Origin of the sequence: uncultured Roseibium sp., from assembly GCF_947496995.1 — a bacterium.
Classification (GTDB): Bacteria; Pseudomonadota; Alphaproteobacteria; order Rhizobiales; family Stappiaceae; genus Roseibium.
In genome coordinates this window covers 1,732,103-1,752,005 of record NZ_CANMFD010000001.1, presented here as the reverse complement: position 1 = coordinate 1,752,005, position 19,903 = coordinate 1,732,103, and the positions used below count along the sequence as shown (strand labels likewise).

The following is a 19,903-nucleotide window of genomic DNA, read 5'->3' as shown; positions in this document are numbered from 1 at the left end:
GAAGGATGATTTGAATGCTGTTACGATTGGTTTCCCTGGCCGCGCTGTTCGGCCTGCTGTTCGGCTTCGATGAAGGCGTGATTGCCGGAGCCCTGCCCCTGATCACCAAGACCTTCGACATCTCGGCGACCGGTGAAGGCTTCATGACGGCCGCGGTCCCCTTGGGGGCTGTCGCCGGAGCTATCCTGGCGGCGATGTATGCCGACAGTCTTGGGCGGCGCAAGGTGCTGATACTGTGCTCGGTCCTGTTCGCAATCGGCGCGGTCGCGGCCGGTCTGGCCACGGGTCTGGAATTTCTTGTCGGCGCACGTCTGATGCTGGGTGTCGCCATCGGGGCATCCGCCCTGGCGGCCCCGATGTTCCTGGCCGAGCTCGCCCCGGCGAAATACAGGGGCGCGGTGGTTTCGGCCTTTCAGCTGATGATCACGGTCGGCATTCTTTCGTCCTATCTTCTGGATCTGGTTCTTGAACCCCTTGGCGCGTGGCGGTGGATGCTGGCGCTCGGTGCGGTGCCTGCACTTGTGTCGCTGATCGGAATAGCCCTGTCGCCCGAGAGCCCCCGCTGGCTGGCCATGAACGGTTCACATGACAAGGCAATCAAGGTTATCGGCCTTGTTCAGCCCCATCTGTCCAAGGAAGAAGCCACTCATGTCGTCACTGAAATCGAGCGCACGCAAGCGTCCGGGGTCGCCGAACCGGGCTGGAGCGCATTCCTGACCGAAAACGTCCGTCCGCTGGTGATTTTCACCATCGCTGCCTTTGTTTTCCAGCAGGTCAGCGGCATCAATGCCGTCATCTATTATGCTCCGATCATCATGAAACATGCCGGTTTCGACGGTTCCAGCACCCAGTTGGCCGCGACCGTCGGCATCGGCGTGGTGAACGTGCTGATGACGATCGTCGCCATGTTCGTCGTCGACCGTTTTGGTCGCCGCCCCCTTCTTATCCTCGGCTTCATCGGCACCGCGCTCAGCCTTGTGGTGATCGCCTACGCCATGCAGGCCGACAAGCCTGAGCTGGCGCCGCTGGCCCTGGCCGGTCTGTTCGCCTATATCGCCTTCTTCGCGGTCAGTCTTGGGCCGTTGCCGTGGCTGTACATGTCCGAATTGTTCCCGCTGGCGCTGCGCAGCCGGGGCATGGCCATGGCCTCGGTCGCGAACTGGAGCTGCAACTTCATCGTGGTGTTTTCTTTCCCGGTGGTTCTGGCGCATTTCGGCGCGGTGGCGACCTTCGCCCTGTTCGGAATTTTCTGCACCCTCGGAGCGATTTTCTCCTGGTTCTACGCCCCTGAAACCAAGGGCGTCAGTCTTGAAGAGATCGAAATGCGCCACAGTCCTGTCGCGGCATGACGCTCACTCAAGTCACCGGCACGCGGCTCTACCTTGCGGTAGGCCGCGTGTCCTTCCTGACGATTTGCGCAGGCCTGCTGTTCGGTTACAGCACGGCCAGCATTGCAGGATGGCTGGACGAAATCGGCCGCGAATTCTCCCTCGGCACCGGGGGCAAGGAATATGTGACCGTTTCGCTGGTGTTCTGCTGCTTTCTGGGAGCGATCGCCGCCGGCCCCCTGGCGCGGGCATTCGGGCGACGGATCACGCTGCTGACAGCCTTCGGGCTGGCCGCAGCCGGATATGGCCTCACCCTCACCCATCCCGACCTGCCCGGACTGATCGCCGCGCGCGTCCTGATCGGCCTGTCCGTCGGCTTGTCTTCCATGGCAGGACCGATGTACGCGGGCGAAGCGACACCGGCCCGCTTCCGCGGAAGCGTCGTCTCCCTGTTCCAGCTTGCCGTCACCATGGGGATACTGGCCGCCTATACCGTCCCGCTCCTGATAGAGGACCCCGCTGCATGGGCCCATGGCATCGGCCTGGGTATCGTGATCGCCGTGGCGGGATTTGCCGCGCTGCTGATGGTGCCGGAAAGCCCGGTGTGGCTTGCGAGGGTCGGGCGAAACGCCGAAGCGGAAGCCGTTTCCGCGTCGCTTGGCCTTGAACGGGTTCCCGTTGCAGAAGGGGCCGCACGTCCGACGTTGTCCCTCTGGAAAACACTGCGCATCGGGTCGACCCCTGCAGTTCTGACCTTGTGCTGCGGCTTGTTCATTCTGCAGAACCTGAGCGGCATCGACGGAATTCTTTATTATGCTCCCGCAATCTTCGTCGACCTGGGCTTCTCGCCGGGAACGGCCGCCCTCGGCGCCACTTTCGGTCTCGGCCTGATCAATCTGATCGCAACTGTCGTCGCCATCGCAACGGTCGACAGGCTGGGGCGCAGGCCGCTTGCCATCTTCGGATCCCTCGTCATGGTCATCGGCCTTCTGGGCGTTGTCGCCGCCCAGGTCTGGTCCCTGCCCATCCTCGGCCTGATCGCCCTGTGCGTCTACATCGGCGCCTTTGCCGTCAGCCTCGGCCCCCTGCCCTATGTCCTCATGTCCGAACTGGTTCCCTCGACCATCCGGGAAACCGGGATCTCGGTGGCGTCGGCCACCAGCTGGCTGTTCAACGCGCTGATTGCCTTCGTCTTCCTGACCGGTGTTTCCTCCATCGGGCTCGACGGCGTCTTCCTGATCTTCGCGGCGGTCTGTGTCTGCTCGCTGGTCATTTCGCTTGTCTGGTTGCCGGAAACCAAATCCAGAAACCTCGCGACAATCGAAAGCAACGTCATCGCCGGAATTCCCCTGCGCCAGTTGGGCGATGCAAACCAGGGACATGCGCCCGCTCAGGATGCCAGCTCCTCCCTCAAGTGAGGGCTGGCGGTTCCTTCCGGCCTAACGACGTTGAATTGCCGGTAGAAAGCGATCCTGATCGTATTCGGCAAGGAACGCACCGACGACCGTCGTGCAGGCTTTGCGTTTTCCGAATGCGGTGGGAACTGATGTCTTGGAGAAAGGTCCGGCGGACGACTGGACTATTGCCCGCAGAAGGCTGGCGGCAAAAAGCCATTCACACCGGAAAAAAGATGGCGGAGAGGAAGGGATTCGAACCCTCGAGACCCTTCCGGGCCTACTCCCTTAGCAGGGGAGCGCCTTCGACCACTCGGCCACCTCTCCGGTTCGTTCCGTTTAGAGGCGGACGCTTTGGGACGCAAGCCCTTTTTGGCCGCAGGCGGCTGTTTTCCACGCCGGGTGGGCACCTGCGTTCTCATGGGATCGCGCAGCCGCCGGGACAGGAATACAGACCGGCTTTTAGCTAAAATCAGGACAGTTTTGTGGGGGCTCCGTTTACGGTGTTGGAAGATCCGCCGGGACAGATCCCACACAAAAAGGCAATTTTCACATGCTTGTCACGGAAGGCATGCACCACTCGGGGGCAATCGGGTTGACGGTATAACAACGGAACATTGCTGTTGCGCGGGTTCGCGAGCTTGCGAGTGTGGCGAGTAATACGAAGCAGCGCCGGCAAGCGGCTGACGGATGGAACCATTGATAAACCAATTCATTGGTACATTAACGCAAGGTGGATGAAATCACACCGGCATCGCGGAGCGGCGGGAAGTGTTCGTCAAACCTCGCGGCGAGCCGGGCGGCATGCTGAAGACCAGGGCGCAGGCTCCCAGATGAAAACGAAACGTTCCGGATGAATATTACCCTGCCTGCCCCTTTGCAGATGCCCGAAACTCTGAGGAAGGCTTGCTGATCTCATGCATCTGCCGACCTTTCATGACAAAGCTGTGCGTGTCTTCGCAGACGGATTGGAGAAGCAGGCTCTCTTGACGAGAGCTTTCTCCCCTTCCCTGCCCGGCGCACGCGGGTGTAAAGCCGGCCGGTGGACTACCAATCGTGACGCGGACAACGGGTTCCGCGGGCGGTTTCAGATAACAACAAAACTTCTGCAGAATGCGGAGGGTATATAAGTGCACATCAAACACATCGACCCGGCCAACATGAAAGGCCTGTCAGGGCAGCATATTCAGGAACTCGACGCGTTCCTCAAACACACGTCCGGTGTTCTGCGCCCCGGCATGCCACTGTTCGACCGTGTGGTCTTCACCTCCCCGCGTGCGGATGGGGACCACATCCCCAAAATCGGCTATGTGGGCAAGGGCAGCTACATCCAGGATGTGATGGCCGGACAGTTCGGCGCCGATTTCGCGTCCGCGATCCGCAACCAGGATCCGCGGTTCGATGCCGCCGTAGCCGGGGGCTTTGCAAGGGCTGCCCAGGGTCACCGCGTTTGCGAACTGGTGGAAATGGAAGTCACTCCGCCCGGTGCCCTCAAGGGTATCCCGGTCAGCTATTACCGGCTTATCGACCGTCTCTGGCTGGGTGCGCCCAGCCCGGTGCTCGTCAATCTGACGCTTCCGACGCTGACACAGTTTCACGAACTTCAATTCTTGCAAGATAAAGAACATCTCTGGCGGAATTGAACAGGAACATGTCATCCTGGCGTCTGTCCGGCGGAAGATTGAGCCACCTGGTCGCATAGGGGTAGGTGTGTAGCGCGCCGTAGACCTCGCCCAAGGACTTGCCCACCCTGTCGGCCCGCGCCAGCCCGACGCTGGCAATAGCCGCCCGCCAGGTCACGAAGCCCAGATAGAGGTTCATCCTGGAGATGAGCGCCAGACGTTCGAGGGACTTTCGCGCCGAGGCGTATCCCGGGACGTTCAACGCATCGCCGGAATAGATCACTTTCCCCTTGATCTTCAGCATCGGCGGACATTCCCAGGACGGGTCGACCGGGAACTCGCTGCCATAGATGCGCGCAAGCTGCATCCGGTGATAGTTCAGGTAGTCCATGCCCCCCGTGTCGAAGAGCTGGCTGCAGTAAAACGAAACCGGTTCGCCGTCGGCCAGAGCCACGTGACAGAACCCGTTATGCTTGTTGAAGTCGAAGAAGCGGCTTTGAAAAAACGGCGTGACATCCTTGCCGGCGTTCGTCAGCAGCGGGCCCACTTCCTCGAAATCGTTGAGCACCCGAACAGAGCAACCAAGTGCCAGCAGCCGCGAACGACACGCGGAATAGGCATTTATCAACGTTGCAATGTCTTCCGGCCCCAAGGAAAGTCCCTTCGAATTTTTATGTCACAGATTGGTATAATTGCGGGCGTTTAAAAATCACAAAGATATATTTCCAACCCGAGCCCCCTGTGGAAAGCACACCTAAGGCGTCCCGCGCCGCCATTCCGGCTACAAAATCATTTCAATTTGCTCTGCGGAACCGGAATAATTTGAACTGATCCACCTTGCCGCGAGGGCAACGGGCGTGGTGACCGGGACCGATGCTCCGGCCACGAGGAGAGCATCGGCAGATGGCCGGTCAGCGTTCGAATCGGCGACCGGGCATACCTTGTTCAAGCTGACGCTGGCCGGCGGCGGGGTCAACCAGCCACCACTTGCAAGGACCGCAGGATGCATCCGCCGGACGTTCAAGGGTCTGTGAACCATAAAACCGACACAGTGTTCGGCCTGGGATATACAGGGAACTGCCGGATACAGGGGGGCATCGATGGAATTTGCAGAGCGCGCAAATATCAACCATCTGATCGCCGACCGCTTCCCCTGGCTGTGCGCGATCTGGCTGCATGTTTTCGTCTTCGCAGTTCTGGCCAGCCAGGCGGTACGAGAGCTGTCCATTCCCTCAGCACCCGAACCGATGACGGTGGAAATCGTCGTTGAGCCTCGCCTTCTCCCGTCGGAGGAGCTTTCGGCGTCGAGCAGCCCTGAAACGGATAATGCAGCATCGGCAGTGCCGGAAGCCGCCGAACAAGCGGCCCTCACGCCTGACACTTTAGGAACGGAAACGGTTCCGGCCGATCCGGAGGCAGAGAGCGTGCCGCAGGGAAAAACGCCGGACACCGGTTGGGTAACCGCGACAGGATATTACGCAAGCGATGTCTTGAAGGATCCCCGATCGTTACAGGCCCGGCAGGCGCTGACGCAGGTGACGGGAGACGACAGGATTGAGCAGCTTTGCGCGCTCGAGGCCATGGAACAGGTTCGCCACACGCTCCCCGAATTCCGTCCGACGCGGCTCATGCCGCATGCACGGCGCAATTCGTTCCGGAAAGAAAACGTGGTGTTTGCTCCGGCGGCTGCACTGCGGAGCAATCGGATCTGGTATGAAATCGCCTATAAATGCCAGCTGGATGGCAGCGGATCGGCGATCACGGCTTTTGAATATGCGCTCGGCGCGCCGATCGTCCGCGCGCAATGGGACGAGCTCGGCCTTGCCCCGATCCACTGACCGGTCAAACGCTTCACTGAAATAGTCACAATCCTGACGCGGCGGGAAAAGCCGCTGCGTCAGAACAAGTCGGGCAATGGAATAACCGTAAGGCAGGCAGCCTTGACCGGCCTCAATGCATCGAAAGCCATTCACGAGCCGAACGCTGAGCTGCGGCAATCTCGGCTGGGCTCATTTCGCCGGAGATTTCCTTGCGGTAGCGGGCGGCATCGTCATTGCCTTTCAGGGCAGCGATGTTGAACCACTTGTGCGCGGTAACCAGATCGGTGCTGCCGTGCCGGCCGCAAGCGCTGTCCAGACCCATCTGGAACAGGATGTCGGCGGTAACAGGCTTTTCGCCCATGATGGCCATGTCGGCCGAATGCATTTCAAAACGAGCCATGATGCTCCCCTTTTCAATCTCTGTAAGACTTCCCTAGAAACGCAAGCTTTTGCGAAGCTTTCCCTGTCGTTTCTTGACAACTACTTGATCAGTTACGGTTAAATAGCCGGTTAAAATGTAAGTTTAACGTAATGAGAATAAAAATTTAAATAAGTCTGAAATTCACATTACGGTAAGCATGTGATTTCGATTTTCCCTTATAAATCAGTGGCATTAGCTGAAAAATCGACAGATGGGATCAAGGTTTTGTTCACCATGGAATCGTTTGCTCACAAAAATGGCCGGCTTTCCGTCAATCGCGGCAGCGGCGTTATGCTCCTTCCTGCCTGGCCGCACGGTTCCTAGAAAAAAACTGCGGTGCTGACGTAGGGAGACGGGTTTCCAGTCAAATGGCAAAGTTATACCTTCCCTTTCCGTAAACGTAAGACTAAGCGTATCGGGAGGAAAACGTGCTGAAATCCTTATTGACCACTGTCGTCATCGCGACGGCCTTGATGGCACCATCCGGGGGCCCTGCGCTTGCGGCAGACGCCACTGGCGACTGGATGCGTGCGAACGGGGCATCAAAAATCAGGATTGCACCGTGTGGCGGTGCGCTCTGCGGCAAGCTGATCTGGCTTCGCGATCCCCGCAAGGATACGAAAAACCCGGATGCCGCAAAGCGCGGCAGGCCGCTGCTCGGGGTGCAGATCGTGCAATCGATGCAGCCGACCGGCAAGGACGGCCAGTGGAAAGGCAAGGTCTATAATGCCGAGGACGGCAAGACCTATACCGGTTTCATCGCGCTGACAGGCGCGGACAAGCTGAAACTCGAAGGCTGCGTCATGGGCGGGCTCATCTGCAAGGGGGAGACCTGGTCCCGCGTCCAATAGACCGCAACCATTCAGGTCTGACCGCCAGATCCTCGCGATCTGGCCATCGCCCCGTCGCAATTGCCGGTAAAGATTGCCATGCAATTCCACCAGCACTGCGGCGGGGTAAATTCTTGCATATTTTCAGGTCTCATCTTTCGCAAACCAGATCTCTCGGAAAACTTGTCCGGGCCAGCCTGGTCATTTCGAGCGTTCTGTTCGCGGGCGGCACCGCCTTGGCTGCTCCCGATATCACTGGCACATGGCGGACACCGGAAGGGGCGGTGATCCGGATCACCGACTGCGGCAAGGTCCCTTGCGGCAAGATCGTCGATTTCAAGCCGCCGAGTGGCCATACGGTCCAATCGACGCGTGACGCCAACAACAAAGACGCCTCCAAACGCAACCGCAAGGTTCTCGGACTGACAGTGCTCTGGCGCATGAAACCGGAGAGCAACAGCTGGAGCGGCCGCGTCTACGATCCGCGACGCGGTTTCAGCGCGAATGCCACCATCCGCAGGACCGGCGGCTCCGAACTGGAAGTCCAAGGCTGTGTGCGCGTGGTGTTCAATGTCTGTGAGAAAGAGATCTGGCGGAAGGTCAACTGAACCGCGCAGGTGTTGCGGCTGCCTGAATTCAGCCGACAGCCTTCTTCCCCTCAGACCAGCATCTTCTTGTAGCCGAGATGACTCTGGTCGTAGCCAAGGCGTTTGTAGAAGAGATGCGAACCCTCGCGCTCCCGGTTGGACGTGAGCTGCAGCAGACAGGCATCCGCCTGTCTGGCGAGTTCCTCGGCCTTGTCCATCATCAGGCGGCCGACACCGGTTCCGCGCTGGTCCTGGCGCACATGCACACTCTCCAGTTCCACCCGCGGGCGGCCCTGGAAGGCGATCCCCTTGAGGAAATGGATCTGAAAGGTGCCGATCACCTCCTCGTCCTCATTCACGGCCACATAGATGTCGGCTTCCGGCGCGGCGCACAGGGCGTCGAAGGCTGGGCGGTATGCCTGCCAGCTGGAATGTTCCTTGTCCCGGCGCACGCTCGTGGCGCCCGCATTGATGACCGCAACGATCTCGCGAAGATGTTCGGGGCGGGCTTTTTCGATCCTGATTGTCTTCGACATGATGATCCGACTTCTGAAGCCCTGAGGCTGGATTGAAAATGACCGGCGCGGGTCCCTACCGGCATATCGGGCTGGAGGGATCAAGCTCCGCAACGCCCCACCAGGTGGTTCGCCAGCCCTGTGGCCGCAAAAGATGCGGCCAGGAGCCGGTCAGATAGCGCGCGGAAACAGGCGCCTCCGCCAGCCAGAACGCATTTCTCGCAAAACGGACTTCCGCCGTCTCACCCGGCTCGTGCTCGCTCTCCTCCCAGACAAAGAAACACTTGCCGCGCGGCTCGGTTCTGGCCGGAATTGCCTTGGTGACGACCCGGGCATCGGGGAAGAGCACACGCAGGTTTCCACCCGTGTAGCCGTCTTCGGCAATCAGCGTGGCATTTGCGGCCCCCAGGCCGCTGAGCGGTGCTTGCAGGTCCGCGTAGGGCTTCATGTGCCGGCATTTGCCGCCGCACCAGAACCGGTCGGGAGCGAGAATGCCCGGCACACGGGCGAAAAAGGCGACAGCCACCAAGGCCAGCACGACGCCACCGAGCCAGCGCCACTGGCTGCGGAAGCCGAACCGCTCGAGATCGGCGAACAGATAGACCGGCAGGAGGAGCAGCAGCGGGTGCATGTGCCGTTCCTTCACATAGGTCGCGCCGGTCACGAAGATCAGCAGCGCCGTCAGGAGGATCATGAACAAAACCGTGCGCCCGCACAGCCTGGCAACATCGCTCACCTGCGGCCGGAGCGGTTGTTTACGACCCAGATAGCGCGGCCAGAAGACAAGCAGCAGCAGTGGGACCAGCGGTACGGAGAAGCCGATCAGCCCGAAGACAAGTTTGCCAAGCCCCTCGCCTGCCCTTGCGATATGCGAGGTTTCCGCCGTGACGCCCATGGTCTGGGATACCGAAGACAACAGCGTCAGGCCTTCGCTTGCGATCCACCACGCATAGGGGCTGTAGACGAGCGCGGCCGCCAGTGGGACAAGCAGAAGTCCGGCAAGGCGCAGCCTCGAGCGCCATTGACCATCGCTCAAGGCAGCCAGGAACAGGGCCAGCACGAAGAGAGGATAGGAATGTTTGCCGAGCAGGCCGGCGCCGACGCTGAGGCCGAGGAGAAGGTAAAAGCCCAGCCTGCCCGTCTCGAGAGCCTTGACGAACCAGAAGGCACTCGCCGCGCAGGCGGCGGTCAGCACCACCGTATGGGTGACGCCTTCGTGCAGGTTCCAGCCAAATTGGTAATAAAGCGAATAGGAGAAGACACAAAGGGCCGCAAGACGCGGATCGGCGATTGCCTTGCGCGCGATCAGAAACAGGAACAGTGCGGCAAGCGAGATCAGCCCGTATTTTACGGAAAGCGCGGCCTGCACTGTCGGTCCGAAGACCTGCTGGGCCGACCACAGCAGCCACTCATACAGTGGCGGCTGGCGCAGCATGTAGCCCGGTTCCAGCGTCTGGACGAGCACGTTCTCGAACATGTCGTCGGTGCCCAGAACAGGCGTCGACAGAGCGCGCAGAAGCAGATGCGCCAGGCCCCACGCGGCAACGATACCCCAGACACCGAAAGGCGTTGCGTAAAAAGGCGTTCTGGCGGGAAAGGTCTGTCCGGCGGAAGTCATGAGCCCCGAAGCATGCTGAAACGTCTTCCAGCCGTTTAGCGCATTTGCAGGAGGTTTCCTAGATCAGCCTGCGTCCGCTCGAACGCAGACTGATCCGGTTTTCCAAATCAGCCGAGCCGTTTTCCTTCGCATGAAGCCGATCAGACCCTAGTCGAGCCCGATCTTCTTCTTCAGCATGTCGTTCACCGCCTGCGGGTTGGCCTTGCCCTGGGACTGTTTCATCACCTGGCCGACGAACCAGCCGAGAAGGCCGGGCTTGTCTTTCGCCTGCTCGACCTTTTCCGGATTGGCGGCGATGATCTCGTCAACGATGGTCTCAATCGCGCCCAGGTCAGTCACCTGCTTCATGCCGCGCTCTTCGACGATTTTCGACGGGTCGCCGCCTTCGGTCCAGACGATCTCGAAGAGGTCCTTGGCGATCTTGCCGGAAATGACACCTTCCTTGATGAGATCGACGATCGCGCCGAGCTGATCGGCGGAAATCGGGCTTTCGGAAAGGTCCTGGCCTTCCTTGTTCAGGCGGCCGAAGAATTCGTTGATCACCCAGTTGGCGGAAAGCTTGGCGTCACGGCCCTTTGCGACATCCTCGAAGAAGTCTGCGGACGCCTTTTCGGCCACCAGAATGTCGGCATCATAGGCGGTCAGGCCGTAGTCGCCGATGAAACGGGCCTTCTTGTCGTCCGGCAGTTCCGGCAGATGTTTGGCGAGTTCGTCGACATAGGCTTGCGTGAATTCCAGCGGCAGCAGGTCCGGATCCGGGAAATAGCGGTAGTCATGCGCTTCTTCCTTCGAGCGCATGGAGCGGGTCTCGCCTTTTACCGCGTCGAACAGACGGGTTTCCTGGTCGATCTCGCCGCCATCTTCCAGGATCGCGACCTGGCGGCGGGCTTCATATTCGATCGCCTGTCCGACGAAGCGGATGGAGTTAACGTTCTTGATCTCGCAGCGTGTGCCGAACGCACCGCCCGGCCGGCGCACGGAGACGTTGACGTCCGCCCGCATGGAACCCTGGTCCATGTTGCCGTCGCAGGTGCCGAGGTAGCGCAGGATGGTGCGCAGCTTGGTGAGATAGGCCCTGGCTTCGTCCGCGCATCTGAGATCCGGCTTGGAAACGATCTCCATCAGCGCGACGCCCGAGCGGTTCAGATCGACGAAGGACATGGTCGGATGCTGGTCGTGCAGCGACTTGCCGGCGTCCTGCTCCAGATGCAGCCGTTCGACACCGATCTCGACCTGCTCGTCCGGCATGTCGAGCAGGACCTTGCCCTCTCCGACAATCGGCTGCTTGAACTGGGAGATCTGGTAGCCCTGCGGCAGGTCCGGATAGAAATAGTTCTTCCGGTCGAAAACGGATTTCAGGTTTATCTCCGATTTCAGACCAAGACCGGTACGGATTGCCTGACGCACGCATTCCTCGTTGATAACCGGCAGCATGCCGGGCATGGCCGCATCCACGAGGCTGACATTATCGTTCGGATCCTTGCCGAATTCGGTCGAGGCACCGGAAAAGAGCTTGGCCTGGGACGTCACCTGGGCATGAACTTCCATGCCGATCACGATTTCCCAATCGCCGGTCGCGCCCTTGATGAATTTCTTCGGATCGGGTGTGCGTACGTCGACAAGCGTCATGTTCGTCAAAAATCCTGTTCTATTCTTGCCTGCGCCTGTTCCGGCAGCGGGGGAAGTATTGCTGCGGTGCGCTTTTTCAGCGGAGTGAGGCTCTAGCACTCTAAAATCGATCAACTTTTCGCCCTCCGATCGTTTCCGATCAGAGGTCTGATGATCTAGTCGGGAATTGCCCTGCCTGCAAGGTTTTCCTTATCCGGATGAGCAGGTTTGCCGAGTTTTACGGGCTTCCGCACGAGGGTTCAAGGAACCTCGGACAACACATGCCGATTTCAGTCCGCTTCGGACGCTTCGTCAGGAGATGCCGGATGCGGCGCGTTGCCCGTGCGCATGATGAAGCCGATGAGGACCGCCACGGCCTGATACAGCTCGACCGGAATTTCCTGGTCTATCTCGATCTGCGACAGGGCCTCGGCCATCATCGGGTTCTCTTCTATGGGAACTCCGGCCTGGCGCGCGATCTCCTCGATCTGTTCGGCAATCGTGCCCTCACCCTTGGCGGTGACCTGCGGTGTGCCCTCATTGTCGTAATGAAGGGCGACGGCGAGTTTCTTGCCGGGACTGTCTTTTTTCGTCACGCGTTTTTCCCCGTCAGGATTGCCGGTCGATCAGTGCGCCGTATCTTGCGGCGGTAGCGGGCGGCAGGCCGCGGATCAGTCTGAGTTCCTGCAGATCCAGACCGGCGTCCGCGAAAGCCGCCTCCATGGTGTCGCGAAGGGCGTTCAATTTGTCGAAGGTTTCCCTGCGATCGACCCAAAGACTGGTGTAAGTGCCGCCGCCGCGCAGGCTGATCGCCGCCTCGAGCGGGCCGGTCGCCGTCAGGTCTAGGGCAAACCGCAATCGCCATGCGGGTTCAGCATCGTCCTCATCGCCCTTGCCGCCGCCGTCCCGGCCGATCTGCATCTGCATCACGGCGGTCTCCTGGCCAAGCGCAAGGGGGAGTTCGAGGACCAGATCCATGGGGCGGCCTGCCGTCTGCGGACGATCGTCACCGGCCAGGCCGGAATTGACCAGTTGCGTCAAACGCATCCGGGCAAGTGTGGAATCCACCTCCTGAAGCAGGGCCTGAAGGTTCTGCGGAGCGCTTCCGGTCCAGTACCCGCTTGCGCCCTGCTGTGCCTGTCCTCGTGGCGCAACGTGCCGGGACGGAACGGCCGGTTGCCCCGCCGGACGGGTCACCTGAGCCTCCGCGCCCAGTTGCTGCAGCAAGGTCTTGAGCGACAACAGCGCCGACTTCAGATCCGGAAGAGGTTGCGGGCCGCCACCCGGCCGCATTGCCTGCGCCTCGCTGAACTGGCCGGACAGGCGCACCGCCTGTTGAAGGTCCTTGCCTGCGGATGTAGCCGGGTTCAATCTCAGCCCGAGAATCTGCTGCATGGCCTTTGCCACCGTATCCGGGAGAGAGACCTTTCCGGCCGCCTGAGCGCTCATCAGGGCCCCCACTTGCGCGAACATGCCTCCGAGGCTCGCTTGCTGCTCGGCCAGGGGCTGGCGCACCATGGCGGCGGCCTGCTGAAGCGCGCTTCTCCCGGCCGGCACAGCCTCTCCTGCCGGGGCGGCCTGCGCCGCGCGCCCGCCAGCGGCGGGATAAGGCTGCGCGGGAATGGCGCGGGAAAGCGGCGTATCGGGCAGTGCTCCCCTGACGGCGGCCCCTGCCGGAAGACCCGGCTGAGCCGTTGCTTGGGTTCCGGGCGCGGGCGCGCTACCGGGCGGTTGCGCCGGACTTCCGCCGGATGTCGACGCAAGCTGCACCGCGGCCGGCGCTGTCCCCTGGCTTCCCGTCCCGCCTTGCACAGTCTGTCCGGCACCCGGCGTCGCGCCACTGACCGATGGTGCGGCAGAAGCGGTGGCCCCGGCAGCAGGCTGGCCCGGAAGAGCGGTTTGGCCGGCTGGAGCCTGAGGGTTGGCGACTTGCGGTGCTCCCGCAGCTCCTTGCGGGACCTGTGCACCTGCTGGAGGCAGCGCCGGGGTCCCGGCGGGAGCCTGCCCGCCGGCGTTGACCTGACCTGTCGCCTGCCCCGCGGCAGGAGAAAGCCCGGGATTTGCGGAACCCGGGACAGCCGGTCCACCGGAGACCAATCCCTGAGGGGGTTGAGCCGAAACCGGTGGTGCAGGGGCTGCCGGGCCCTGTCCGGATATCACCGGCGCCGATGGTGAGAGCGTGGGAGTTCCCGCCGCGGACTGGACGGCTGCGCCTTGTGGCGCGGGCACTGCCGGAGCCTGTGGCTGGCTGCCCGATGCAGCTCCCACCTGGGGCGTCCCCACAGCCTGCAGACTGCCCGGAAGCGGCAGCTGGGTGCCCGGCAGTTGAGCGGGACGTGCGGCAACGGAGCCGCCACCCCCGGAACTATCCGGAGTGGACAAGGTCTGAACCAGATGCGTCAGGGTCGGATCGGCGCGCAGGATCGTATTGTTTGCGAGCGATGACGAAGTCCCGGAAGACGTCTGCCCCGCCACGGCGGGCTGATTTGCCGGCAGGGGTTTGAGAAGCTGATCCGACGGGGGAGCCTTGGCGGGAATATTGGCGAGCGTGATGCGGATTTCCGGCAGTTGCTTGCTGCCCGATACCGTGACCGTGACATCCGCGCCCGGAGGAAGCGGAGCGGATGCACGCAGCTCGATCCGGGCGTCCGCCGTTGCCAGCCGGATGACTCCGCCGGGCAGGTTTGCCTCCACCCTTGCCTTTATTTCCGTACCCGGCTCCAGCCCCTGGGTGGAAGCGCTGCCTGCGGCTCCCTGGGCTATCGGCAGCGCCGTCACCGTTTCAACCATCACACCGTCCCCGGGTGTTTCACACTATCTGAGAATCGAGAGAACCGAGTATGGCCGTTTTGGCAATGCTTGCCCAGACTTGACGCTGATCAAGGATAAGGCCCTGCGGATCGGGCAGTTTCTCACTATCAACCGGGAGAGGCCGGATGCAGCCGGTTCGGCCGGCAGAGGAGAGCGAACGTGAACTGGATGGAGCGCCTCAAGGAGCGCGCGGAACTGATGGGCCAGATGATCGAGACGATCGGAGCCATGGACAATGGCCCTGCCGGTGCGCAGGCCGACCGGGTCCTTCGCTCCGCCGCCCTCCGGTGCGTCAGATGCAAGCATACCGAAGCCTGCCGGCAGTGGCTGGCAGATCATTCGGGAGGCGCCGAGAAGGCCATGGCGGACTGCCCGAACGCCTCTCTGTTCAACAGCTTGAAAGAACACTAGGGTCCGGACTTCGATCCCGCATCCGCAGACGGCAGGACCCTGGACCTCAGGTCCGGTGCCTTCTTTTTTGCAGCCAATACGCCAGACCACCGGCCAGCAAGCCTCCCGCAAACCGAAACGGAAACATTGCCAGCGCGCCGGCATCCTGCGAGATCGGCAGCGGCAATTGCAGCATTCCGACCGCAGCTTCCAGAATCAGGGACAAGGCAGCCGCGGCAAAGCCCGCAATCCAGAGCTTTTGTGGCTGATCCGCACGCCATCCCAGATAGACGCCGATAATAAGTGCAAACGGATTGAAAAGACCCGATAGTCCAAAGAGATCGAGCCATGTGTCGGAGAGCATCGTCATGAAGTCCTCTTACAGTCGGCAAAACGAAAAAGCGAGGCCTTTTGCCTCGTTACGCATCCGGAGCGCGCGACAAATTGTTACAGTATTTCCATGTTTATCTTGGACCAATAGGTCAAATTACAGCATTCCCCGACGAAATTCGTTGAGATATATGAGCATTTCCAACAACATGAATGGGTACTCACCTTATTATTTGCCATTTTATTTTCCAGATAGTTGTGCTAGCTTCGTTCAAGGAAGCAAATAATACGATCTGCTTTTATCCAGAACTTTATCTATTAGATAAGATTTAATCCTCATGACATTACTTACATCTATAGAAGCTGACGATCCTACCGTTGAAGATTTGAGTAAATCAGGTCGCAGACTTGCGATCCATTGCGATTGCTGTGGCCGGTTCCGCTATATGAACGCACTCAGATTTTCCGGCGACAAAAAGGTCTCGGCGCTGAGCAAGACCCTCACCTGCGGCACCTGTGGCTCAAGTGATGTCAGGGCAGTCGCCGTCTCCCGAAATCCCGGCAACGGCTATTGGCCGGCGGAATTCAGCTGAGCGGTGCAATTGTCACGCCTTAGGGTGACCTTCCCCAAATACAATTTGCACCTTTGAACGTTGCACAGTCCCCTTCGTGCATGGTAATGGCATTTCATCCATTTGAGAGGCTTTATGCGCGGATTACGCGAGACCCGGTAATACCCGGCTGAACACAGCCGGGCGATACATATCAGCACCGCATGCGAAATGCTGCGGTGACTGCGGATTTGTATTCGAAACCGGACTACCCAATCTCAATGGACATTTCCAAAGCTGAACAGCGGGTGCTTCACCTGTTGGCTCAAGGCGGCTGCATTCTCGTGGAAAAGGACGAGAACGGTCGCATCATCAAACACGCTACCGTTACGCGGGATGGATGGTACTGGGGAGGCTGCTCCCAGCGGCTGTTCCGCAAACTGAAGTACAACCGCCTGATCGCGTCCAGAAACAGCGGACCCTACCAGATCACCCAATTGGGGCTGAGGCGGGTACGGTCGCAGCCGGACAACCGGTGAGCGGACGCAATCACGCCAACGATACGAAAAATGCGCGCCGGGCTTCCGGCGCGCATGAATTTCCTCACCCATCAGAGCGCCACCCGCTGTCTTATTCCTCAGGCCCGAGGTAGTCGGACTGGTCGCCCAGGAGGTACCGCGGGCCCCGGCCGTGCCGGGCGGCGGCATCACCAGCGTTGTACAACCGGCAGCTTTTCAGAGACAGACATCCACAGCCGATACAGGCGTCCAGCTTGTCCCTGAGCGCCTTCATGCGCTCGATCCTCCGGTCCAGGTGGCTGCGGAACTGCCGGCTGATGCGTGTCCAGTCCGCCTTCGTGGGAGCCCTGCCGTCCGGAAGCAGCTTCAGTTGCTCGGCGATTTCGGCGATGGAAAAGCCGAATTCCTGCGCCACGAGAACAAAGGAAAGACGTCGGATATCGGCGCGCATAAAACGGCGCTGCCCCCCGGAATTGCGGGTCGGGTGGACGAGGCCCTTTTCTTCATAGAACCGGATGGCGGATACCGAAAGGCCGGTGCGGTCCGCCAGGTCGCCAATGGTAAGATCTCCGGCTCTGACGGGTTTTTTCAAAAATCCTGACCTCTCCTCTTGACCTCAACTTAACTTGAGGAATTATCTCAGGTGTCCTGATTGAGTCAAACCCTGAAAGGACATCTCATGAGCAGCGCATTTCTGGAACATGTAAACGTTACGGTGAGCGATCCCGCTGCGACCGCGAAACGGCTGGGAGACTGGTTCGGCTGGAGTATCCGCTGGAAAGGCGACAGCCTCGGCGGCGGGACGACCTATCATATCGGCAATGACAGCAGCTATGTCGCCGCCTATTCGCCCGCCGAGCCGCCGAAGAAATCAGACGCCGTCAGCTACCACATCCATGGCGGGCTCAACCACATCGCGGTGGTCGTGGACGATCTGGACGAAACGGAAGCGCGCATCAAGGCCGGTGGCTACGAAACCAAAAACCACGCCGACTACGAGCCTGGCCGGCGGTTCTATTTCCACGACGATGACGGCATCGAATTCGAAGTGGTCAGCTACGCAACCTGAAGCCGGGCCATCGCCTCCCACAGAAGGTCCCGGCGGTGCCTGAGCACCGCCGGGCACTCATCACCGAGGCGCCATGCGGATGGCGCCGTCCAGACGGATGGTTTCGCCGTTCAGCATGTCGTTTTCACAAATCGATCTGACGAGCTGCGCATATTCGGCAGCCCGGCCGAGGCGGGAGGGGAACGGTACCTGTTGACCGAGCGAGTCCTGCACTTCCTGCGAAAGGCCGAGCAGCATCGGTGTTTCAAAAATACCGGGCGCGATGGTCATCACCCGGATGCCGGATCTGGAAAGATCGCGTGCGACCGGCAATGTCATTCCGGCGACACCCGCCTTCGAGGCCGCGTAAGCGACCTGGCCGATCTGGCCGTCGAATGCGGCAACGGAGGCGGTCGATACGATCAAGCCCCGTCCGCCGTCAGCGGTACACGGCTCGAGTTCCGCCATGCCGGTCGCTGCGATCGACAGGCAGCGGAACGAGCCGACCAGATTGACCGCGATCACCTTCTCGAACATGTCCATCGGATGGGCTTCGCCCCGCGACGTCGTCTTGGCGACCGGTGCAATACCGGCGCAATTGACCAGAATGCGTTCCTGGCCATGGGCGGCGCGGGCCGCTTCGAAACCGGCCTCCACGCTGGCCTGGTCGGTCACGTCGACATCGGCGAACAACCCTCCGATGTCAGCGGCCACTGCCTGTCCCTGCTCCCCATTACGGTCAAAGAGGGTTACCTTGACACCTTCGGAGGCAAGCATGCGGGCCGTTGCCGCTCCGAGGCCTGAGGCACCGCCGGTAACGATGGCCGAAAGAGTTGAATCCAGATTCATTTTTCGCCTCCACAATCCATTGAAATCAATGGTCTAATTCTTTTCCATTGACGAATAGGTCAAATTTTCGAGCAAGGTGACCGAGATTGATCCTCCGGTCAAGCATGTTTGCATCCCGTCGGGCGGATCAGTGGGCCAGGACGACCAGATCGAGCGGTTGCGGAATGCCCGCCACATTTGCGCCGGGCCTCTCCTCGATCAAAGGCACCTGCAAGCCTTGCGCGCGGGCAAGTTCCCAGGTGGCCCTGTCGGTCAAGGCCTTGGTATGCTGGGCCTTGTTGGCGTCTTCCAGTTTCGCCGCCCGGTTGACCGCATCGCCGATGACGGTGAACTCCAGCCTGGACTTCGAGCCGATCACCCCGGCAGTGACCTTCCCGGCGGCAACCGCCGTGCCCACCCTCAGAGAGCCGGGCCAGCCGGCGGCGGAAAACCGGTGTTGGCCGGCATCGACAGTTTCGATCAGGCGCGTGGCCGCCCGCAGTGCGTCGGCGGCAAACGTGGTCGACGGTTGGATGGCGCCGAAGGTGGCCAGGATACCGTCCCCCAGAAACTTGTCGACACGTCCCCCCTCCTGATTGATCACTTCCACCACAAGGTTCTGATACTCCGCAAGGACAGCCAGAACGGTCTCCGGAGGCAGTCCGGCGGATGTGGCGGTGAAGCTCCGGATGTCGGCATAAAGGATCGCCGCCTCCCGCAAGTTGCCCTCCCCGGCCTGCAGTTGCGTATCCGCTCCGGTAATCGACGCGGCGACTTCAGGTGCGAAGAACCGGCGCAGGTCCATCGCCGCCGCATGGTCGCGGGTGGCCTCGAAGAGCATCGACCGCCCCCGGTAGAGTGCGACGGAAAGGATGATCGTCACCGCGAAGATGACCATCGTCTTGTCGAGCTCAGCCCCGATCAGGATCGTGTTTCCGGTCAGATACTCAACGTAATTGCGGGTCACCCGCATATGGTCCATGTCCGCCAGAACCGCATAGAAAACCAGTCCGAGCCAGCCTGCGACGGCCGCCAGGCCCGTCGTCAGAACAAAGCGCGGGTCGAACCTGAGCGCCCGCAGGGCAATAAAAATGAACACATACATCAGGGTCGGCGTCTTGAGATAAAACGTCGGGTGCTGGCCGTATTGAATGTGGAAGGAAAATATCAGCCCGACCAGCAGCGCCATGTCGACACCGATCGAAACCAGCAGATACCAGTTCGGCAGCTCGAACCTGTAGGAGAGAAACAGCCGCAGCACCGTGAAAAGAAAATAGATGCCAAGAGCGATAGGCACGAAATTGAACCCGGCGGAGCCTTCCGCCCTGGGCGCAATCGCATAAAGGCTCGAAAAGAACAACACCAGGCCCAGCTGGACCCAGCCGATCAACCGCTCTGACGTCGCCTCGTTGGATCGGATTTCCGCGCGCACCCTTGCCGGTATTCCGGCATCCGGCGGGCCGCCACGGAAAATATAATACAAGGTGTCGCGGTAAGAGCTCATGGGTATCCGGTCCGGAGCCCCCGACGCTCACAAGAACGCGGGTTGATTTGCATGAAGACGTGGAGTTTCAACTTTCAAACCGGAATGTGCAACACGCGGGCGGGTAAATTGACCGTCGCGTGAGATCACTCCCGTGACAACATGTCTTGGGAAACTGACGCCCGGATCAACAGTCTTCCC

Annotated in this window: 21 protein-coding genes and 1 tRNA gene; 10 read left to right on the top strand and 12 right to left on the bottom strand. The window is 60.6% G+C overall.

Translation table 11 applies throughout. The features are described 5' to 3' along the window. The first annotated feature begins 14 nt into the window (after positions 1-14). Positions 15-1,349, top strand: coding sequence for a sugar porter family MFS transporter (locus Q1B40_RS07805; protein WP_299812106.1), 1,335 nt, complete (start codon positions 15-17; stop codon positions 1,347-1,349). Next, positions 1,346-2,746: a sugar porter family MFS transporter gene (locus tag Q1B40_RS07800; RefSeq protein ID WP_299812104.1), complete on the top strand. Its 1,401-nt coding sequence runs from the start codon at positions 1,346-1,348 to the stop codon at positions 2,744-2,746. Before Q1B40_RS07805 ends, Q1B40_RS07800 begins: the two co-directional genes overlap by 4 nt. 213 nt (positions 2,747-2,959) lie before the next feature. Here Q1B40_RS07800 and Q1B40_RS07795 read toward each other — a convergent pair. Next, positions 2,960-3,049 (bottom strand) — tRNA-Ser (locus Q1B40_RS07795). Between the two features lie 803 nt (positions 3,050-3,852). On the opposite strand from Q1B40_RS07795, the gene Q1B40_RS07790 reads away from it, so the two are divergent. Beyond that, entirely contained in the window at positions 3,853-4,365 is a 513-nt protein-coding gene (locus tag Q1B40_RS07790; RefSeq protein ID WP_299812102.1) for a hypothetical protein, read from the top strand. Here the strand turns inward: Q1B40_RS07790 and Q1B40_RS07785 are convergent. Then, complete coding sequence (locus Q1B40_RS07785; RefSeq protein ID WP_299812100.1) at positions 4,286-4,912, bottom strand: hypothetical protein; 627 nt, start codon at positions 4,910-4,912, stop codon at positions 4,286-4,288. The genes Q1B40_RS07790 and Q1B40_RS07785 overlap by 80 nt on opposite strands. 532 nt (positions 4,913-5,444) lie before the next feature. Here Q1B40_RS07785 and Q1B40_RS07780 point away from each other — a divergent pair. Continuing rightward, positions 5,445-6,182 carry a DUF930 domain-containing protein gene (locus Q1B40_RS07780; RefSeq protein WP_299812098.1) on the top strand — a complete coding sequence of 246 codons (738 nt, stop codon included), beginning with the start codon at positions 5,445-5,447 and terminating at the stop codon, positions 6,180-6,182. A 112-nt stretch (positions 6,183-6,294) separates the two neighbouring features. Here the strand turns inward: Q1B40_RS07780 and Q1B40_RS07775 are convergent, their stop codons facing one another. Further along, positions 6,295-6,564 (bottom strand): hypothetical protein, encoded by a 270-nt coding sequence (locus Q1B40_RS07775; RefSeq protein ID WP_299812096.1) that lies wholly within the window; start codon positions 6,562-6,564, stop codon positions 6,295-6,297. A gap of 449 nt (positions 6,565-7,013) precedes the next feature. Between Q1B40_RS07775 and Q1B40_RS07770 the strand changes: the two genes are divergently transcribed. Both Q1B40_RS07770 and Q1B40_RS07765 read left to right on the top strand, forming a co-directional pair. Continuing rightward, a complete protein-coding gene (locus tag Q1B40_RS07770) occupies positions 7,014-7,436 on the top strand; it encodes a DUF2147 domain-containing protein (RefSeq protein WP_299812094.1) in 423 nt (140 codons plus the stop codon). A gap of 113 nt (positions 7,437-7,549) precedes the next feature. Further along, positions 7,550-8,023: a DUF2147 domain-containing protein gene (locus tag Q1B40_RS07765; protein ID WP_299812092.1), complete on the top strand. Its 474-nt coding sequence runs from the start codon at positions 7,550-7,552 to the stop codon at positions 8,021-8,023. A gap of 50 nt (positions 8,024-8,073) precedes the next feature. Here Q1B40_RS07765 and Q1B40_RS07760 read toward each other — a convergent pair whose 3' ends face one another. From Q1B40_RS07760 to Q1B40_RS07740, 5 genes are all read right to left on the bottom strand, one after another. Next, the gene (locus tag Q1B40_RS07760; protein WP_299812091.1) at positions 8,074-8,538 is read right to left on the bottom strand and encodes a GNAT family N-acetyltransferase; all 465 of its coding nucleotides are present in this window, start codon (positions 8,536-8,538) and stop codon (positions 8,074-8,076) included. Between the two features lie 55 nt (positions 8,539-8,593). Beyond that, a complete protein-coding gene (locus tag Q1B40_RS07755) occupies positions 8,594-10,135 on the bottom strand; it encodes a glycosyltransferase family 39 protein (protein ID WP_299812089.1) in 1,542 nt (513 codons plus the stop codon). A 147-nt stretch (positions 10,136-10,282) separates the two neighbouring features. Continuing rightward, entirely contained in the window at positions 10,283-11,764 is a 1,482-nt protein-coding gene (gatB, locus tag Q1B40_RS07750) for an Asp-tRNA(Asn)/Glu-tRNA(Gln) amidotransferase subunit GatB (protein ID WP_299812087.1), read from the bottom strand. Positions 11,765-12,033: 269 nt separating this feature from the next. After that, positions 12,034-12,339 (bottom strand): EscU/YscU/HrcU family type III secretion system export apparatus switch protein, encoded by a 306-nt coding sequence (locus tag Q1B40_RS07745; RefSeq protein ID WP_299812085.1) that lies wholly within the window; start codon positions 12,337-12,339, stop codon positions 12,034-12,036. Between the two features lie 13 nt (positions 12,340-12,352). Further along, positions 12,353-14,533, bottom strand: a complete 2,181-nt coding sequence (locus Q1B40_RS07740; RefSeq protein WP_299812083.1) for a flagellar hook-length control protein FliK — start codon at positions 14,531-14,533, stop codon at positions 12,353-12,355. Between the two features lie 189 nt (positions 14,534-14,722). On the opposite strand from Q1B40_RS07740, the gene Q1B40_RS07735 reads away from it, so the two are divergent. Continuing rightward, positions 14,723-14,965, top strand: a complete 243-nt coding sequence (locus Q1B40_RS07735) for a DUF6455 family protein (RefSeq protein ID WP_299812577.1) — start codon at positions 14,723-14,725, stop codon at positions 14,963-14,965. Between the two features lie 46 nt (positions 14,966-15,011). Here Q1B40_RS07735 and Q1B40_RS07730 read toward each other — a convergent pair whose 3' ends face one another. After that, positions 15,012-15,314, bottom strand: a complete 303-nt coding sequence (locus Q1B40_RS07730; protein ID WP_299812081.1) for a phosphatidylglycerophosphatase — start codon at positions 15,312-15,314, stop codon at positions 15,012-15,014. 298 nt (positions 15,315-15,612) lie between these two features. On the opposite strand from Q1B40_RS07730, the gene Q1B40_RS07725 reads away from it, so the two are divergent. Beyond that, positions 15,613-15,867: a hypothetical protein gene (locus Q1B40_RS07725; protein ID WP_299812079.1), complete on the top strand. Its 255-nt coding sequence runs from the start codon at positions 15,613-15,615 to the stop codon at positions 15,865-15,867. A 239-nt stretch (positions 15,868-16,106) separates the two neighbouring features. Next, entirely contained in the window at positions 16,107-16,364 is a 258-nt protein-coding gene (locus tag Q1B40_RS07720; protein ID WP_299812077.1) for a YjhX family toxin, read from the top strand. 91 nt (positions 16,365-16,455) lie between these two features. On the opposite strand, the gene soxR is transcribed toward Q1B40_RS07720, so the two are convergent. After that, entirely contained in the window at positions 16,456-16,935 is a 480-nt protein-coding gene (gene soxR, locus Q1B40_RS07715) for a redox-sensitive transcriptional activator SoxR (RefSeq protein WP_299812076.1), read from the bottom strand. Between the two features lie 87 nt (positions 16,936-17,022). Between soxR and Q1B40_RS07710 the strand changes: the two genes are divergently transcribed. After that, complete coding sequence (locus tag Q1B40_RS07710; RefSeq protein ID WP_299812074.1) at positions 17,023-17,412, top strand: VOC family protein; 390 nt, start codon at positions 17,023-17,025, stop codon at positions 17,410-17,412. Positions 17,413-17,472: 60 nt separating this feature from the next. On the opposite strand, the gene Q1B40_RS07705 is transcribed toward Q1B40_RS07710, so the two are convergent. Beyond that, positions 17,473-18,240 carry an SDR family NAD(P)-dependent oxidoreductase gene (locus Q1B40_RS07705; RefSeq protein WP_299812072.1) on the bottom strand — a complete coding sequence of 256 codons (768 nt, stop codon included), beginning with the start codon at positions 18,238-18,240 and terminating at the stop codon, positions 17,473-17,475. Positions 18,241-18,367: 127 nt separating this feature from the next. After that, complete coding sequence (locus tag Q1B40_RS07700; protein ID WP_299812070.1) at positions 18,368-19,723, bottom strand: adenylate/guanylate cyclase domain-containing protein; 1,356 nt, start codon at positions 19,721-19,723, stop codon at positions 18,368-18,370. Between the last annotated feature and the right edge of the window lie 180 nt (positions 19,724-19,903).

Coding starts and splice junctions, on each gene's coding strand:
- Q1B40_RS07805 (WP_299812106.1), top strand. CDS start 15: ATGCTGTTACGATTGGTTTCCCTGGCCGCGCTGTTCGGCCTGCTGTTC.
- Q1B40_RS07800 (WP_299812104.1), top strand. CDS start 1,346: ATGACGCTCACTCAAGTCACCGGCACGCGGCTCTACCTTGCGGTAGGC.
- Q1B40_RS07780 (WP_299812098.1), top strand. CDS start 5,445: ATGGAATTTGCAGAGCGCGCAAATATCAACCATCTGATCGCCGACCGC.
- Q1B40_RS07775 (WP_299812096.1), bottom strand. CDS start 6,564: ATGGCTCGTTTTGAAATGCATTCGGCCGACATGGCCATCATGGGCGAA.
- Q1B40_RS07760 (WP_299812091.1), bottom strand. CDS start 8,538: ATGTCGAAGACAATCAGGATCGAAAAAGCCCGCCCCGAACATCTTCGC.
- Q1B40_RS07755 (WP_299812089.1), bottom strand. CDS start 10,135: ATGACTTCCGCCGGACAGACCTTTCCCGCCAGAACGCCTTTTTACGCA.
- gatB (WP_299812087.1), bottom strand. CDS start 11,764: ATGACGCTTGTCGACGTACGCACACCCGATCCGAAGAAATTCATCAAG.
- Q1B40_RS07740 (WP_299812083.1), bottom strand. CDS start 14,533: ATGGTTGAAACGGTGACGGCGCTGCCGATAGCCCAGGGAGCCGCAGGC.
- Q1B40_RS07735 (WP_299812577.1), top strand. CDS start 14,723: ATGGAGCGCCTCAAGGAGCGCGCGGAACTGATGGGCCAGATGATCGAG.
- Q1B40_RS07730 (WP_299812081.1), bottom strand. CDS start 15,314: ATGACGATGCTCTCCGACACATGGCTCGATCTCTTTGGACTATCGGGT.
- Q1B40_RS07725 (WP_299812079.1), top strand. CDS start 15,613: ATGACATTACTTACATCTATAGAAGCTGACGATCCTACCGTTGAAGAT.
- Q1B40_RS07720 (WP_299812077.1), top strand. CDS start 16,107: ATGGACATTTCCAAAGCTGAACAGCGGGTGCTTCACCTGTTGGCTCAA.
- Q1B40_RS07710 (WP_299812074.1), top strand. CDS start 17,023: ATGAGCAGCGCATTTCTGGAACATGTAAACGTTACGGTGAGCGATCCC.
- Q1B40_RS07705 (WP_299812072.1), bottom strand. CDS start 18,240: ATGAATCTGGATTCAACTCTTTCGGCCATCGTTACCGGCGGTGCCTCA.
- Q1B40_RS07700 (WP_299812070.1), bottom strand. CDS start 19,723: ATGAGCTCTTACCGCGACACCTTGTATTATATTTTCCGTGGCGGCCCG.